This window comes from Kitasatospora sp. cg17-2, from assembly GCF_054031055.1.
Genome location: NZ_CM132923.1, coordinates 9,050,491 through 9,067,196 on the forward strand (window position 1 = coordinate 9,050,491; position 16,706 = coordinate 9,067,196).

Annotated in this window: 11 protein-coding genes; 2 read left to right on the top strand and 9 right to left on the bottom strand. The window is 74.1% G+C overall.

Features of this window, described 5'->3' with window-relative positions:
* Positions 1–239: 239 nt before the first annotated feature.
* Positions 240–5,213, top strand: coding sequence for an RHS repeat-associated core domain-containing protein (locus ACW14Y_RS38050; protein ID WP_456985070.1), 4,974 nt, complete (start codon positions 240–242; stop codon positions 5,211–5,213).
* 77 nt (positions 5,214–5,290) lie between these two features.
* The gene (locus ACW14Y_RS38055) at positions 5,291–6,352 is read left to right on the top strand and encodes a hypothetical protein (RefSeq protein ID WP_380301087.1); all 1,062 of its coding nucleotides are present in this window, start codon (positions 5,291–5,293) and stop codon (positions 6,350–6,352) included.
* A 94-nt stretch (positions 6,353–6,446) separates the two neighbouring features.
* Here ACW14Y_RS38055 and ACW14Y_RS38060 read toward each other — a convergent pair whose 3' ends face one another.
* From ACW14Y_RS38060 to ACW14Y_RS38100, 9 genes are all read right to left on the bottom strand, one after another.
* A complete protein-coding gene (locus ACW14Y_RS38060; protein WP_456985071.1) occupies positions 6,447–8,264 on the bottom strand; it encodes a hypothetical protein in 1,818 nt (605 codons plus the stop codon).
* Positions 8,265–8,514: 250 nt separating this feature from the next.
* Positions 8,515–9,807, bottom strand: coding sequence for an MFS transporter (locus ACW14Y_RS38065; RefSeq protein ID WP_456985072.1), 1,293 nt, complete (start codon positions 9,805–9,807; stop codon positions 8,515–8,517).
* The gene (locus ACW14Y_RS38070) at positions 9,804–10,616 is read right to left on the bottom strand and encodes an alpha/beta hydrolase (protein ID WP_456985073.1); all 813 of its coding nucleotides are present in this window, start codon (positions 10,614–10,616) and stop codon (positions 9,804–9,806) included. Before ACW14Y_RS38070 ends, ACW14Y_RS38065 begins: the two co-directional genes overlap by 4 nt.
* A complete protein-coding gene (locus ACW14Y_RS38075; RefSeq protein ID WP_456985074.1) occupies positions 10,613–11,794 on the bottom strand; it encodes a GNAT family N-acetyltransferase in 1,182 nt (393 codons plus the stop codon). Before ACW14Y_RS38075 ends, ACW14Y_RS38070 begins: the two co-directional genes overlap by 4 nt.
* Complete coding sequence (locus tag ACW14Y_RS38080; RefSeq protein ID WP_456985075.1) at positions 11,791–12,357, bottom strand: SET domain-containing protein-lysine N-methyltransferase; 567 nt, start codon at positions 12,355–12,357, stop codon at positions 11,791–11,793. Before ACW14Y_RS38080 ends, ACW14Y_RS38075 begins: the two co-directional genes overlap by 4 nt.
* On the bottom strand, positions 12,357–13,607 hold the full coding sequence (locus tag ACW14Y_RS38085) for a preATP grasp domain-containing protein (protein WP_456985076.1): 1,251 nt from the start codon (positions 13,605–13,607) through the stop codon (positions 12,357–12,359). The genes ACW14Y_RS38080 and ACW14Y_RS38085 overlap by 1 nt, the downstream gene beginning before the upstream one ends.
* Positions 13,608–14,345 (bottom strand): class I SAM-dependent methyltransferase, encoded by a 738-nt coding sequence (locus ACW14Y_RS38090; protein WP_402723324.1) that lies wholly within the window; start codon positions 14,343–14,345, stop codon positions 13,608–13,610.
* Positions 14,342–15,556: a hypothetical protein gene (locus tag ACW14Y_RS38095; protein ID WP_456985077.1), complete on the bottom strand. Its 1,215-nt coding sequence runs from the start codon at positions 15,554–15,556 to the stop codon at positions 14,342–14,344. Before ACW14Y_RS38095 ends, ACW14Y_RS38090 begins: the two co-directional genes overlap by 4 nt.
* Complete coding sequence (locus ACW14Y_RS38100; protein ID WP_380301069.1) at positions 15,549–16,682, bottom strand: lysine-2,3-aminomutase-like protein; 1,134 nt, start codon at positions 16,680–16,682, stop codon at positions 15,549–15,551. Before ACW14Y_RS38100 ends, ACW14Y_RS38095 begins: the two co-directional genes overlap by 8 nt.
* Positions 16,683–16,706: the final 24 nt, after the last annotated feature.

Sequence of the window (16,706 nt, forward strand, 5' to 3'; positions counted from 1 at the left end):
GTTCGCTCCGCAGTTCTCCGCACGGGCCTTTTCCCGGCCCTCTGCCCGGGGTCGAGTCACTGCCGCCGGATCCAGCCGGCGCTTTTCGGTCAGTTCAGTACTCCCCGCCACCCCGTTCCGCCGCATTGCCGGCCGGTTGTCGGCCGGTTGTCGGCCGCCTTTCGGCAGGCGCGGAGGACATGTGGGCGGGGCAGAGGATTCGAGCGGATCGGCGTCGGAATACCAGGGGAGGGTGGCGCATGCCTTCGGTGTCCTCGTTCTTCACGCAGGCGACCAATTTCGGGAGTTCGGTGTCGGGAGGCGTGGACCCCCGCACCGGCCTGTACAACGTCCGGATCGTGCTGGGCCGTCTGGTGGGGAACCGGAACCTCGGGCCCTCCCTGCCGGTGGCGCTGGGCTACTCGCCGCTCGACGGCACCGACCTCGGGTTCGGACGGGGCTTCTCAGCGGGGCTCACCACCTACGACACCGACAACGCCCTGCTGGCGCTGGCCACGGGGGAGCGGTACAAGGTCGTCGAGACCGGCACCGAGGTGCTGCCGCAGCAGAAGAAGCTCGACACGGTCCGCATCGGCAAGGACGAGGACGGCGACTTCTACCGGATCGTGCACAAGTCCGGTGAGGTGGAGATCCTGACCGGGCCGCAGAACGCCTTCGGCCTGAAGGTGCCCACCGTGCTGCTGACGCCCGCCGGCCACCGCCTCACCCTGAGCTGGGACTTCGGCGAGGCACAGCCCCGGCTGCTCGCGGTCGCGGACGAGAGCGACACCCTGCTGACCGTGGACCTGGACGACGCGGCCAGGCACGTCCTGCGTGTGCTGCCCGGCCACTCCGAGGGCTACGACGTGGAACTCCTCTTCCAGAACGAGCAGTTGTCGACCGTGCGGCACCTCGGACTCGGCCCGGGCGAGCCGTTGGAGTGGAGCTTCCGCTACGAGCCGATGGGCGAGCAGGGGGAGTGGGGCTCCTGGCTGACCGGGGTGGTCCTGCCGGGCGGGATGTCGGAGACGGCCTCCTACACCGCCGACGGTCACCGGTTCCCGGACAGTTGCGACCTGCCGCCGCTGCCCAGGGTGGCCCGGTTCGCGCAGGAGCCGGGCGGCGGGCAGCCGACGGTCGCGGCGGACTACGACTACACCTCCACCAATTTCGTCGGCGGATTCTCCGGCGCGAGCTACGACGCCGGCTCCGACACCCTGTACGGGGTGCTGACCGGATACACCTACGGGTCGACGGAGTCCCGGACCTGCGGAGCGGACACCAGGACCATCACCCGGACCTACAATTCGTACCACCTCCTGACCGAGGAGACGACGGCGCAGAACGGTTGTTCGCAGCAGGTCGGCACCGAGTACTACGCACGGATCGGCCAGGAATTCGACCAGCAGCCGGCCCAGTTCCAGCTTCCGACACGGCGCACGGTCACCTGGACCGATCCGGCGCGGAACACCCGCAGCGACATCACGGCCACGGATTTCGACGAGCGGGGAAATCCGCGCAGCCGGACCGCTCCGGACGGCAGCCGGACGGACTGGACGTACTACCCGGCGGGCGGCAGCGGATCGGACTGCCCGCCCGATCCGCACGGCTTCACCCGCTCGCTGAAGGAGGTCGTCCGGACGCCGCCGGCCACCGGGTTCGACGCGCCCGTCCTCACCACCGTCTACCGGTACGCCTCGTACGCCACGGGCGAGCCGAGGGTCGGCGCCGCACTGGTGAAGGTCCAGGAGCAACAGCTCGCCGACGGCCGGGAGTTGTCCTCGGTCGGCTTCCACTACCGCACCTCGGGCGAGGAGTTCGGCCGCCTGCTCGGCCTGGACGGGACGGAGACGCTCGGCGGGGACGCGGGCCACGGCTTCGTCACCGTCGCCGCGACCCACACCTTCGGCTTCGTGCTGGACGGGGAGGCCCTCGACCAGACCCACGCCGTCACCACCGACGACGGGCTCACGCTGACCCGCTCGGAGCGGCGCTCGCGCTTCACCGGGCGACTGTGGTCGGCCACCGACACCCAGGGCAACGGCGTGGCGGTGACCTACGACGGGCTGGGCCGGATGCTGACCCGCACCGTCAATCCGGGCACCGCCCACCAGGCGGTGGAGACCCGCGCCTACGCGACGGGCGGCGACGCGCCGTTCCTGGTGACCGCCACCTCCCCGATGATGTCCGCGGACCCGGGCGAGCCGGGCGAGCAGGTCCGGGTGGCCCTCGACGGCGCGGGCCGACCGGTCCGGCGGGAACGCAGGGCCGTCGACGGCGACGGCGGCTGGTACGTCGTCCAGCGGGTCGGCTACGACGAGCAGGGCCGCACGGCCTCCGTCACGGACACCGACCACCTGCCCGACGGCAGCGCCGGCGGCGAGCTGACCGAGACCTTCGGCTACGACGACTGGGGCCGGGTGTCGGCCACGGACTCCACCGACGGCTCCACCCGGGTCGGCCGGAGCGACCCGGTCGCCCTGACCACCACCACCCAGCTGAAGGGCGGCGGCAGCCCGGTCACGGGCACCGTGGTCACCACCCACAACCAACGCGGCGAGCCGGTCCGGGTGGAGCGGTTCGACCTGCGCGGGGTCTCCAGGGGCGTGCGGACGCTGGACCGCGACGGCTGGGGCCGGGTGCGCCGGGTGACCGACGAACTCGGCAACAGCACACGCCACGACTACAACCCGCGCGGCCTGCCCACCCTGACCGAACTCCCGGACGGCACCCAGGTCTCCCGCGCCCACGACGTCCGGCAGGACGGCGGCGGCCTCGCCACCGAACTCACCGTCGGCAAGGCCCACTACGGCACGCGGACCTTCGACCGGCTGGGCCGGCTGACCGGCACCGCCTCCGGCGGCCGGGCGTGGCACTACGACTACGACCGGGACAGCGACCTCGTCCCGACCGGGGCCACCACGCCCGACGGGCAGCGGCGCGGCTACGCGGTCGTCCCCGAACTGGACAACGTGCTGACCGCGGTCCGGGCCGACCGGGTCACCCAGGAGTTCACCCCGCACCCCGTCACCGGTTTCCCGACCGCGGCGCGGGAGGGCGAGGTCGCCGTCACGCGCGACTACTACCCTTCGGGGCTGCCCCGCGCCGAGACCGTCTCCCGCCCCGGGGCGCCCGACACCACGGTGACCTGGCAGTTCACCCTCGGCGGCGACGAGGTCGCCTGCACCGGGGTGGACGGCGCCGTCCGGCGGACCTCCCGGGACCGGCTCGGCCGGCTCCAGGAGATCACCGACCCGGACCTGCGGGTGCTGGACCCGGTCCACGACCCGGCGAGCCGGCTGACCGGCTGGACCGTCGAGGACCTCGGCTCGGGCGCCACCCTGGCCACCGCGCTGACCCTGGACGACCTCGGCCGGGAGGTGGCGCGCGGGTTCACCCGGACCCCGGGGGGAGGCGGCGCCCCCGAGGTCTGGACGCAGACCCAGGAGTGGCAGGACAACGACCTGCTGAGCGCCAGGACGCTCCGGCGGGGCGCCGAACTCCTCCGCCGCGAGACGTTCGGCTACGACAGCCGCAACCGGCTCACCGACTACAGCTGCCAGGGGCCGGTGCCGCCGCAGGACGAACTCGGCCGCGGGATCACCGCGCAGACCTTCCGCCACGACGGCTGGAGCAACCTCACCGACAGCCGGACCGAGTTCGCCGACGGCGGCTCCGAAACGGCCGGCTACCACTACGACAACCCCCTCGACCCCTGCCAGTTGACCGGCATCAGCCGCACCGGCGCCGATGGCGACATCCGACTGACCTACGACGCGGCCGGCCGGCTCACCACCGACGAGGCCGGGCGCGCGCTCCGGTACGACGCCCTCGGCCGGCTGGCCGCCACCGAGGGCGCGGGCGGCTACGGCTACGACCCGTTCGACCGGCTGCTGACCCGCACCGCGCCGGACGGCGGCACCGGCGCGCTGTCCTACCGCGGCGAGACCCTCGCCTCCGTCACCGAGGACGACCGCTCCGCCCGGCTGCTGCACCTCGGCGACCACCCGGTGGCCCAGCACGGCCCGGGCGGACCGCCGGCCACCCGGCTGCTGGGGGCGGACGGCACCGGGACGGTGCGGGTGTCGGCGTCCGGGACCGAGTCGGACCAGTACGCCTACACCCCCTACGGGCTGCGCCCGGCGCAGACCGGCGACGGCGTCCTCGGCTTCACCGGCCGGGCCGTCGACCCGTTGACCGGCTGCTACCACCTCGGCAACGGGGCCCGCGACTACCACCCGGCGCTCCTGCGCTTCGCCACCCCGGACCCGCTCAGCCCCTTCGGTGCCGGCGGCGTCAATCCCTACGCGTACTGCGCCGGCGACCCCGTGAACCGGGTCGACCCGTCCGGCCACCTCAGCTGGACGGCCTGGCTCGGCATCGGCCTCGGGGTCGCCGGCCTCGCCCTCACCGTCGTCACCGGCGGGCTGGCCGTCGTGGCGGCGGGCGGTGTCCTCGCCGCCCTCGGCGCCGCCTCCACCGCCACCCTGGTCGTCGGCGCCCTGGGTGTCGCCTCCGATGTCACCGCCATCGTCGGCGGCGCCCTGGAGAAGGCCTCGCCCAAGGCCTCGTCGGTCCTGGGCTGGGTCTCGCTGGGCACCGGCCTGGCGGGCCTGGCCGAGGCCGGCACCGCCCTCGCCCGCACCGCCTCCCGGCTCGGCGCCCGGGCCCCGGAGGTCGCCGGGGACGCCGCCCACGGGATCGGCGGCGGCAACGTCCGGGCCCTCGGCGACTATCCGGCCCTGGTGGACGCGCCGGACGGCGGGCCGATGGTGGTCCGGGTGCCCGAGGTCATGCACGGCCGGTACGACGCGGAGCGGTACTTCACCCGGACCCCCAACCCGAGGTACCGGAACGCGGTCTGGACGAGTGTCTACCGGGCCACCCCGGAGATGGTCGAGACCACGGCCAGGGAGGCGCGCGGGCTGCCCGAGGTACGGGAGATCCACATCCTGTCGGGGACGCACGGCACCCGGACCGGCGAGCGCGGACCGAACGAGGTCTCCGAGCGGATCCTCGGGGAGGACCAGGACCTCGCGGCCACGATGAACGGGGAGGACCCGCGGGTCCTGGTGACGGCCCACAACCTGCCCACCATGCGGCACGGTTCGCTGCGGGCGGTGCTGGAGCGGCCGAACGCCGAGATCATCGCCGCCTTCTGCTACAGCCGCAACGACCGGGTCCTGCGGGAGATCCTGGGGCTGCATCCCACCGTCTCGTTCACCAAGCGCTAGGGCGCGACCCGAACGGCCGCGCCCCGGGCGGACCCTGGCGGCGCACCCGTCACACGGAGAAGCGGAGGAGACCGCAGATGACCGAATGGGCAGGAGTGTCCAAGCTCTCGCTGATGCTGGAGACCGGAGGTCCGGGCGCCGAGGTCTACGCGAACGGCCGGAACCAGGTCGCGGTGACCGTCAGCGTCAAACCGACCGACGAGAACGGCAGCACCTACTACGGGGACATCTCCTGGCCGAACCGGGTGAACCTCGTCGACTACGTCAGCGGCGAGAAGCTCAACTGGCAGGGCCGGGAAGGCTGGTGCTTCACCGACCGGGAGGACCGCTACTTCCACCACGTCCCGGGCGGGGGCAGCCGGGCCGCCGTGGAGCCCGAACTCGCCGAGCCCGGACTCCCCGAGCCCGAACTCGCGGACGACGGAACGCAGAAGTTCACCTTCTACGTCAGCTGCTGGCCGGGCGCGGACCGGAAGTCGATCTCGGCCTGGGTCGAGACGGACACCGGCAAGGTGTACACGACCACGGCCGGATCGGGCTCCTTCGAGGGCAAGGTCGCGCTGGACCCGCTGGTGGCCCTGGTGCACCGGCGGTCGGGCGTCAACTGGGAGTACTCCAGGACGGCCACCAGGTACGAGAACGACACCAAGTACGTGACCACCGAGGCCTGGAACTACTACCTGTCGCTGGACGCCACCGACAACTACTTCGTCACCTTCTCGGTGTCGGGCTACTGGAGCGACCCCGGTTACGAGGGCTTCTTCGCCTGCGACATCAAGCCCGACAGCCACCACAAGAACCTCTACGGCTCCTACGTCTGGTACCAGGAGCCGCACGGCAGTTCGTACGACGGCGACGGCGGGTACGGCGGGCTGATCGTCAACTTCCCCGACGGCAACAAGTGGTGGGACTACGCGCGGGTCTACGACCGGCCCTACCCCGAGCAGTACCTGTGCTTCACCTGGGTGCACGCCACCACCGGAGGGGACGGCTGGCACATCCCGAACGGGCCGGTGCACACCTGGCGGGTGTACTTCAGCCCGGTGATCACGGCGTGGGACCGGTACGGCAACACCGGCAGGTTCAGCATCGACGGCTCGGGCGTGGACAGCGGGATCGAACTCGCCGACTACTCGTAGCGCCCGGGCAGCGGCTGGACAGCGCCCGGGTTGCGGCCGGGTCGCGACCGGGTGGTGGCCGGCCCGCCGGACGTCCGGCAGGCCGGCCACCGGGTCAGACCGGGTCCACCCGCGCCGGAGTGCGGGCGGCGAGGCCGAACGGGCGCAGCCGCTCCCAGCCCCGCGACTCGTACCAGGACCGGTCGAACCCGTTGACCGCGGGGACGCGCAGGGTGCCGTTCTGGAGGCCCTGTGCGAGGGTGCGCCACAGCTCGTCGACCAGGGAGCAGTGGCGCACCGCCTCGGCCAGCTCGGTGGTGGTGAACGGCGGGCCCTCCATCCGGACCAGCCGGATGTCGTAGCAGCCCCGGTAGCCGTGGCCGAAGACGGTGAACGGCGGGTGCCAGACCTGGGCGCCGGGCGCGCGGATCGTGTACCGCACCCGGGAGGCGACATGGCCGCCGTGGTGGTGCTCGGCGTGCTCCGCGATGTCGGGCACCTGCGGCGGGAAGAAGTAGTGCCGCTTGTCGGGGATCTCCGCCCGGTCGTACTCGCCCGGGGCGAAGTGCCAGCGGTTGTACATCATCCGCTGGGCGGACCGCCACAGGATCGGCGCGGTCTCCTCGCCGACCTCGGCCATCCGGGTCGGGTGCGGCAGGCAGCAGCAGAAGAAGTCGCCCTTCTTCAGTGCCAGGACGCCGTCCGGGCTGCCGGGCCGGACGCCGCGCAGCCCGGACAGGTCGCGCACCGAGCTGCTCATGCCGTAGTCGGCGTCGGTGGCCACGATCGAGGAGAGCACGACCGCCGCCAGCAGTTCGCCGACCGCGCCCTGGGCGGGTGGCACCGGGCCGGGGTCGGTCTCGGCGGTCTCGGCGGCCTCGGCGGCCGCGTCGAGCGCGACGGCGGCCAGGGTCATCGCCCGCAGGTCCGCCCGGACGTCGCCGGTGGGCTCCACCCCGAGGTTCAGCCGGCCGTGCCGGGCGACCAGCTCCGGCATCGTCTCCGGGTCGCGGGGCAGCGGGAAGTCGAGCAGCCGCTCGTTCTTCACGAAGGTCAGCCCGTTGATCCGGCGGTAGCGCATCAGCTCCGAGCGGTCGACGTCGTGCATCAACGCGCGGACGAGTTCGGCCAGTTCGAGCAGCGGGAGGCCGGCCGCGCCGCCCGGTCCGCGGTCCAGCGCGGCGCAGTACTGGGCGTGCCGGTCGAGCAGGAACTCCCGCAGGCCGGTGGCGGAGAGCTGGAGGCCGTTGAACTCCTCGAAGCGCACCGAACGGCCGCTGACGAACAGGCAGTAGGCGAGGACCACGAACAGCCGGTCGGCCGGCCGCCAGTCGTCGACCGGGGACGCCCGGAGTCCGGTCAGCAGGCCCTGCCGGGTCAGGGTGTTGGTGCCCGCGTCGGACTTCGAGAAGACGTCCCGGCCGATCAGGATGTAGACGCTCTCGACCCGTTCGACCCAGTCGGCGAGCCGGGCGAGCCGGTCGTCCAGCTCGCCGTTCTTCTCCCAGGTGCGCAGGATGGTGTCGGCCTCGTGCCGGTCGGCGGCCTCCCGGGCCTCGAACACCCGGGTCTCCTCGGCCACCGCGTCGAGCACCTCGGCCGGGACCCGCAGGCCGCCCACGCGCTCGGCCTCGGGACCGGGAGGTTCGCCGGGCGCCCAGAGCGACAGGCCGGCGAGAGGCGAGCGGGTGAGCGTGACGGTGTCGGGGGCCGCCGGTTCGCGCGGATCCGGGTCGGTGGCGAGGAACTCGACGTCGCCCCGGCCGAGGACGTGCTGCACCAGCAGCGATTCCCAGGTGGTCAGCCGGGAGCAGGCGAGCCGCAGCGATATCCGCCCGTTCCTGGTGAGTTCCGCGAGCAGCAGCGCGGTGGCGCCGGAGCCGGGGCCGGTGGCACCGGTGAGGGTCGCGCCGTCGGCGGCCCGGGGGATCATGACCGCGCTCCCGGTGCGCACCGGACGGCCGGGGTGTCGGTGGACGGGCCGCTCCGGCGGGCCCCGGCAGGGCCGCCGAGGCCGCGTGGGCGGACGAGGATCGTGCAGATGACTCCAATTGTCGCCATGGTCCTGACTTTCCATCGGAAGTGACAGGTCGAAGGGTGCGAGAGGTCGAGAGGGACGGGGAGAAGACGTGGTGCACCGCACCGGCCGTCCGCACGGGCCGGCGGCGGGGTGGTGCGGAGCGCTACTGGGCGGCCGAGGACTCGGCGGCCCGAGCGGCCGCCCCGTCGGACGGACCGTCGGCCGGTCCGTCGGCCGGTCCGTCCGACGGCCTGTCGGCCGGTCGGGGCCCGACCGGGAGCACCGGCAGCCGGGTACAGAGGCCCAGCGAGAGCAGGGCACACCCGAGGGCGACCCCGGTCTGCGGGCCCAGGCCGAGACCGGCCGCCAGACCGCCGACCATGGCCCCGGCCGGATAGCCGGCCATGTTGAGACTGGCGGAGACGGCGAGCGTCGCCGTCGCCCCGGTGTCGGGCAGCAGCCGCTGCCGGAGGCTGAGCAGCCCGACGTCCATGGGCCCCACGGCCACCCCGAGCAGCACGAACATCGCGGCCAGCCAGAACACGGTGGAGTGCAGGAAGAGTCCCGCGAGGCCGAGCGCCGTCAGGGCGGCGCCGGCGATCAGGAACCGGCGCTCCGCGCCGTCGGCGATCCGGTGCCCGGCGACCAGTGAGGACGCGATTCCCAGCGCCCCCGCGATCGACCAGCTGGTGCCGGTCCATGAGGGGGCGGCGCCGAACCCGGCCGAGACCAGCTGGGGCAGCGACACCACGAGGACACCGACCGCGACCTGGTACAGGAAGTACACCCCGGTCAGCCCGCGCAGCACCGGGTGGACCAGGATCCCGCGCACGGCCTCCACGGCGCTGCGCAGACCGACCTCGCCGCCGGCCTCCGGGGTGGTGCGCCCCGAGGCGGCCGCGACCAGCGCCGCGGCCAGGTAGGCCGCACCGACCACCGCCACGCTGTGCCGGCCGCCGAAGACCGTGACCGCGATCCCGGCCAGGGCGGGCCCGGCCATCGCGGCCAGACCCGAGATCATCGAATCGAGGCCGTTGGCCGCCCCGCGCAACCGCGCGGGCAGCGAGAGCGCGACGTAGCTGCGGAAGGCGACATTGCCGAACGCGCTGGTCAGCGAGGACAGCAGGGCCAGCCCCCACAGGGTCCAGATGCCCCCGGAGCCGGCCGACGCGCCGAAGGCGATCCCGAGCGTGGCGGCCGCCTTGATCAGGTAGTCGGCCGCCATCCACGCGGTGACGTTGCGGCCCTGGAGGAAGCCGCCGCTCAGCGGGCTGAGCAGCAGGCCGGGCAGGGTCGCCAGCAGGACGGCCAGGCCGGCCGCCGCGGGGCGGTGCAGGTCCTGCACCACGAAGATCACCACGGTGACGTCGAACATCACCTGGGCGAACCGGCCGACCGCCGTCGACAGGGCCAGTTGGGCACAGATCCGGTCCGCCAGGACCTTGCGGTAGCTCACGCCGGCGCCTCCTCCTCCACCGTCCGGGCCAGCAGCCGGCCCACCGCCTCCGGGTCGTCCAGCCACGGCACGTGCCCGGCCCCGGGCACCGTCCGGGCCCGGCCGTCCGGCAGCGCCGCCGCCAGCTCCCGTGCCGACGGGGCACCGGCCCACGGGTCCCGCTCGCCGTTGACGACCAGCACCGGCGCGCCGACCCGTGCGGCCGTCGCCGCGAGGTCCTCCTCGGGCACCCGCCCGGAGAGCACGGCGCGCACCGCGTGGAGGTCCCAGCTGCGGGCGCAGGCGGCCAGGAAGCCGCGCTGGGCCGGTCCGAGGGCGGGGAAGGTGAGGGCCAGGTCGGCGAGCAGGAGTTCGCGCAGCTCCTCGTCGTCGGCCGGCGCCCGGTCCGGCGCGGTCGCCCGGGCCCGGCGCGCGGTCTCCCGCAGCGGGCCGTCGAGCGCGTCGAGGCGCTCCCGCAGCAGCTCGGGATGGTCGGTGCCGTCCCGCAGTTGGGCGGCGAGCAGCACGACCGCGCGGACCCGGCCGGGGCTCCGGGCCGCGGCGCGCAGGGCCGGACGGGCACCGGCGGAGTGGGCGAGCAGGACGACCGGCCGCTCGGCACCGGCCGTGTCGAGCAGCCGGACCAGCCGGTCGGTCTGGACGGCGAACGGGTCGCCGCCCGGCCCGCAGTCGCCCGCGCCGACCAGGCGCCGGCAGCCGGGCGGCAGCGGCAGCCCGTCGAGGGTCTCGCCGCCGAGACCGGGCCCGCCGGGCGCGAGCACGAAGGTCGGCGGGCCCAGGGGCGGCGGGCCCGTGGTCGGCGGGCTCATGTGCTCCCCCCGGCCGGGGCGAAGGCCGTCGGGGCGTCGGTCGTCGGGGCGAAGGCCGTCGGGGCGGTGGGCCCGGTAGTGGCGGCCTCGTCGGCGACCTCGGTGACCAGCCGCTCCGCCGCCGGGTCCAGGCCGCGGATCCACAGGGCCTGCCGGTGGGCCACGCAGCCGCGCAGATTCTTCGCCTCGTCCGCCGCCGGACCGTACTCCACCGCGTGGTAGCCGTGCGCGGCGGCGTGCTCCACCAGGTGGTAGTAGGCGAGTTCGAAGTAGACGGGCAGACCGGCGATCTGCTCGTAGTCGAAGCCCGGGAACAGCGCGTACACCCGCCCGGCATAGGTGCTGGACACCACGCAGCCGAGGATCCGCCCGTCCCGCTCGGCCAGGTGGGCCTCGGCCCGGCCGTCCTCGATCCCGGTCAGCGCCGCGACCCAGTCGGCGTAGCGGTCGAGGTCGACCCGGCCGCCGTGCCGGGTCACGTTCTCCTCCGCCAGCTCCACCAGCGGCCGGGCCAGCTCCCGGGTGAGCGGCACCGTCCGGCAGGTGATGCCCGCCTCGCGGACCCGGCGCCGCTCGCTGCGCACCGAGACCCGGCGCTTGCTGGTCATCCGGTTCAGGTAGTCGTCGAAGCCGGTCCACGGCCCCTCCAGCGCCCACCGGGGCGTCAGCGGGAAGCGCCGGTAGCCGCGTTCGCCCAGCAGGGCGACCAGGTCCCGTTCCCGCTCGTCCACGCTGGGCCAGCAGACCGAGGCGGCGCCCTGCGAACGCCCCCACTCCTCCAGGGAGTCGACCACGGCCGCGAGTTCGGCCGGTCCGGCCCCGCCCGGCCGGTGGGCGACCCGGCTGTCGTACCAGCCGCCGGCCAGCAGGGTCGGGAACAGCGGCGCCCCGCGCTCCTCGGGGATCTCCAGCAGGACGTCCGGGCGGCACAGGTCCTCGGTGCACTCGTTCCCGAAGATCCAGCCGGCGGTGCCCGCGACCGCCGTGCCGTCGCGTTCGACCACGGCGGCCCGGGCGTCGCGCAGTCCGCCGCCGTAGGTGCCGGGTCCGACCTCCATCCAGCCGGGCAGCAGGAAGAGGTCCCGCTCGCCGAGCAGCGGCAGCCAGGACCGGGCGGGGACGTCCTCGATCCGCAACAGCTCGGCCCGGGCAGTGCGTTCGGGTCGCACGGCGGTCATGTCGCCTCCTCCGGGTCGCGGTGGCCGGCCCGGGCGCCGTCCACCTGGCCGACCCGCAGCGGGAGTTCCTGCGGCACGCCGCCGGCGGCGGCCAGCGCCGGCGCCATCCGGCGGTTCCACTCCCCGGCCACCTCGGCCGGCGGCGCGCCGGCCGAGGAGCGCACCGATCCCCGGCAACTGTCCGCGCCGCAGCGGCAGTCGAACTCCCACGGCTCGTCGTAGCGGAAGGTGCGGTAGTCCCCGGTCACCTCCTCGCCGGCCCGGATGTCGCGGACCGCGAGGCCCACCGCGAGGCCGTGGTCCAGGACGGTGGCCTCGCAGGAGTGGTTGAGCAGGTACGCGTCCCGGCAGGGGAGCAGCAGGCTCCGGTCGGCCAGCCGGTAGCCGAACTCGTCCAGCCAGTCGACGACCCGCGGCGAGAGGCCGAGCTGTTCGGCGGTGTCCCAGGTCCGGCACTGCGGGCACGGCCCCCACAGCACCGTGCCCATCGGGATGTCGCGCAGCGCGACCAGGCCGGTCCCCGCGACCGCGCTGAAGCCGGGGTGGAGGGCGGAGTGCAGCATCAGCCGATCCCCAGGATCTGCTCCAGCTGCCGCTCGACCTCGGCGACCGACCCGTCGTCGCGGCCCACCACCAGGTAGCGCCACTTGCCGTCCACGGCGCGGGTGTCGGCGGTCAGCACGGCCCGCGCGTCCGCCGCCGGGTCGGCGAGTCCGGCCGAGGCCAGCTTCGCCGCCGCGCCCGCGAAGTCCAGCCCGTCCGGGCCGATCCTGACGTCCGCCCGCCAGTGCACCGGGGAGTCCCCGGGCCGCAGCCGGCGCGCCAGCTCCTCCAGGTAAGTGCCGCCGGTGCGACGGACGTTGGCCTCGGTGACGACGTAACCTCCGTCGTACACACCGCAGTCGACGTCGTAGATGCCCCGGTAGCCCTGTCCGTGCAGCCAGCCGCCGATGGCCTCGGCCGCGCCGCGCAGCCGCTCGTGGTGCGGGCCCTCGGCGGCCGGGGTCACCATGCCGGTCCAGGCGTTGTTCACGGTGCGCTGGTCGCAGCTGTAGAAGTCGGTGGCGCCCCGGTCGTCGATCTCCAGCTCCATGCTCGGCGTCGCGGTGAACGGCAGGAACTCCTCGTACACCCAGCCGCAGTCGCGCGCGGGCTGCCCGGCCACGGCGTCCAGGACCTGCCGCTCGACCGACTCCGGCCCGTTCGACCGGATCACGGTGTTGCCGAAGCCGTTGGAGCCCCGGTTGGTCTTAATGATCGCGGCCGACCGGTCGGCCAGGAACTCCACCAGGGCGGCGGCCAGTTCGGCGGCGGTCTCGGCGAAGCCGCCGTCCGCGACCGGCAGCCCCAGACCGGCGGCGGTCCGGCGGAAGCCGTCCTTGGTGTTGATCAGACGCAGCGCGTCGAGGGTGCTGTCCTCCGGCAGCCGGGTGTACGGCAGCACCCGCACCCCGGTGCGGCGGCCGAACTCCAGCACCGGACCGTCCAGTACGAACGGCTTCAACTCGGGGCGCTCGGCGATCCGTTCGGTGGCGCCGAGGTCGGCGGCGACCTCCAGCGCGTGCACCCCGCGGACCTCCGGCGGGGCCACGATCTCGACCCGGTCCACGTCCAGGCCGACCACCTCGGCCACGTAGTCGCGGAAGGCCGGGGTGCACGGCGCCAGCATCACCACGCAGTCGCCCGGCCGCGCCTGCCAGAGCTTGCGCGGGGTCGCGGCGGCCATCGCCCGCCGGTAGGCGTCCGTCGGCTGCTCGGCCATGATCTCGCTGACGATGTTGGCCAGGATCGTGCGGCTCGGTTGCTCGCTCACTCAGTTCGCCTTCCGCTTCGCTGTGAACAGGGCGTGTCCCGCGTACATCCAGACCACGTCGACCTCGACGAAACCGGCCTCGCGCAGCCAGTCCAGGTGCTCGGCCACCGAGGACGGCTTGTCGACCGGGTCCGGGCCGGGCAGCCGGTAGTGGTTCCACTCGGTGCGCTCGAACGCGACGGCCGCCTCGTCGCCGCCGAACTGCTCCTCGGAGGCGCGCCGCACCGCCTCCTCCCAGTGGTCGCCCGCGAGCGTGCGGGCGGTGGCACCGGCGGGCTCCACCAGGTCGGCCATGACGAAGACGCCGCCCGGTTCGAGCATCGCGTGGACGTCCCGGTACAGCAGCCGCTTGCCCTCGCCGTCGAGGTGGTGGACCGCCAGCGAGGTCATCACACCGCCGTAGGTGACGCCGGTGCGCCACAGCCGGTCCTCGATGTCCGCCTCGATGCTGTCGTGCCGGTCGGCGAACGGCTCCAGCCGCTTCGCCGTCAGCGCCAGCATCTCGGGGGAGCGGTCCAGCACGGTGACCCTGGCCTCCGGGTCGCGGCGCAGGTACTCCTCGGACAGCCGCCCCTCGCCGCAGCACAGGTCGAGCACGTGCGGGACGGGGATGCCGGCCAGCAGGTCGCACACCGCGGCGGTCTGCTCGGCCCGGCGCGGGACGAAGGCGTCCCCGTACCTGCTGAAGACCTCGGTGTCCGAGAGCTGCCAGGTGTCCGCGGGGGACGTGTCGGTCATGATGCCTCCATCGGTTCGGGGATCGGGTCGGGGACCGGTTCGAGAATCCGTTGTGCGCACAGCCATCGGGCGAGCCGCTCGCACTCCTGCGGAACCTCGTGCGGGGTGGGGCGGTCGGTGAGCACCGCTTCCAGCCAGTCGCGCGGGACGTCGCCGTCGGCGAAGTCCGCGGTGCGGCCCAGCGCGGCCACGGTCAGCCGCCCCGGCCCGGCGGGCGACCACAGCACCGGCGCCGACGACTCGCGGCGGACGTGGCGCGGCCCGGAGGGCGGCGCGGTGCCGGGTGCGTCGGGCGGGGCCGGCCGCATGCCGAGCGCGGTCAGCCGCGCCAGCAGGGCGGCGTCGTCCCCGGCGGACCGGACGTGCTCCCGGTAGTCGGCCAGCCAGTCGCCCGGGACCTCGCCGTGCAGCCGGTCGCCCCACAGCGGGAGCAGCTCCGCCCCCACGTCCAGGGTCCGGGTGTAGGAGGCGATGTTCAGCGCGACCGACGGCTCGTGGGTCTCGCCCACGTGCCAGATGCCGCTGCGCCAGAAGAAGCCGCCGCCGGTGGTGGCGGTGAGGGCGTGGCCGTGCTCCGCGACCGAGCGGCGGTCGAGCTCCGGCAGGTACTCCTCCGGGAGTTCGGACTCGGGCTCGACGTCCTCGCGGAGCGCCGTCCCGGCCGGTACCCAGTCCGTGCCCCGCCAGAAGTGCATGCTCTTGCGGCCCGCCAGGACGAGGTGGAGGTTGGTGCAGCCCTCCCGGTGGATGCCGCCGGGGGTGTTCCGGTAGGCGCCGTGGAACACCTCGACCTCGACGTGGCCGGGCGGCAGCCCGAGGCGCCAGAGGTGGGGCGCCAGCAGCTCGACGACGGCGCGGAACAGCGTCCGGTCCTGCTCCTGCACGGCGCGGGCGTAGACGAAGCGGTCGTCGTCCGGGCCGAAGGTGTGCCGGCGGTCCAGCCAGGCGGCCGGTCCGGCGGCGTCCGCCTCGGTGGTCGGCCAGGACTCGTGGTCCACCACCGGCTCGCCGTTGACGTGCAGTTTCACCTGGTCGGAGCGCAGGCCGGCCGCCTCGGCGGCGAAGGTGCGGGTCAGCGCCGACCACGCCAGGCCGGCGGTCAGCTCGGGGGCGGACCAGCTGAGCGCCGAGGTGACGCCGCCGGGGTCGGCGAACGCGACGGTGCCGGGGCTGCGCGCGGGCACGGACCGGGACGCGAGGTCCTCAGTCATCGGTCGGGTCCTCCTCCGTGGCCGTGGCCGTGGCCGTGGTCGCGGGTGCCGCCGCTGCGGCGACGCGCGGCGGGTAGTGGTGGCGCTCGCCCCACGGGTCGGTGACGACATGGGTGTCGCCGCCGCCCGTCCCGTCCGCGCCCTCCTCGCCGGGCTCCAGGTAGGAGGGGCCGATCGGCACCTTCCCGTGGCCGCCGGGGATGTCGAGGACGTAGGTGGGCTGGCAGGTGCCGGAGACCCGCCCGCGCAGCCGCCGGACCAGCTCCTGGCCCTCGGCGATCGTGGTGCGGAAGTGCCCGGTGCCCTGGGCGAGGTCGCCGTGGTGCAGGTAGTAGGGCTTCACCCGGTTGGCCACCAGGGTCCGGAACAGCCCCTCCAGCGCCTCCGGGGTGTCGTTCACCCCGCGCAGCAGCACGGTCTGGCTGAGCAGCGGGACGCCGCCCCGGTTCAGCCGCCGCAGCGCGCCGCGCGCCGCCTCGCCGATCTCCTGGCTGTGATTGGTGTGGACCACCACCCAGACCGGGGTCTCGGTGCTGAGCGCGTCCACCAGCTCGTCGGTGACCCGCTCGGGGTCGACCACCGGCACCCGGGTGTGGAAGCGGATCACCTTGACGTGCTCGATCGCGTCCAGCGCCGCCATGATCGGGCGGAGCTTGGTGGGCGCGATGATGAGCGGATCGCCGCCGGTGAAGATGACCTCCCACACCTCCTCGTGGGTCCGGATGTAGTCGAGGGCCGCCTCCAGCTCCGCCTGGCCGAGCATGCCCTCGCCGGGGCCGACCACCTCGCGCCGGAAGCAGAAGCGGCAGTAGACCGGGCACAGGTGCATCGGCTTGAGCAGCAGCCGGTCCGGGTAGCGGTGGGTGATCCCCTTGACCGGGGTGAAGGGGTCGTCGCCGATCGGGTCGGCGCGCTCCTCCGGGGTGATGATCAGCTCGGCCCCGGTGGGGACGAACTGTCTGGCGACCGGATCGTCGAGGTGCGCGATCTGCTCCTGCATCACCCCGGTGATGCTCACGGCGTACCGCTTCGCGACATCGCGAATCTCCGGCAGGCTCTCCTCGTCGATGAGGCCGTTCTCCAACAGGGACTCGGTGGTCCTGATTGTGCGGGGTCGATTACGCATGGCTCCGCCTGTCCTGTGCGGTTT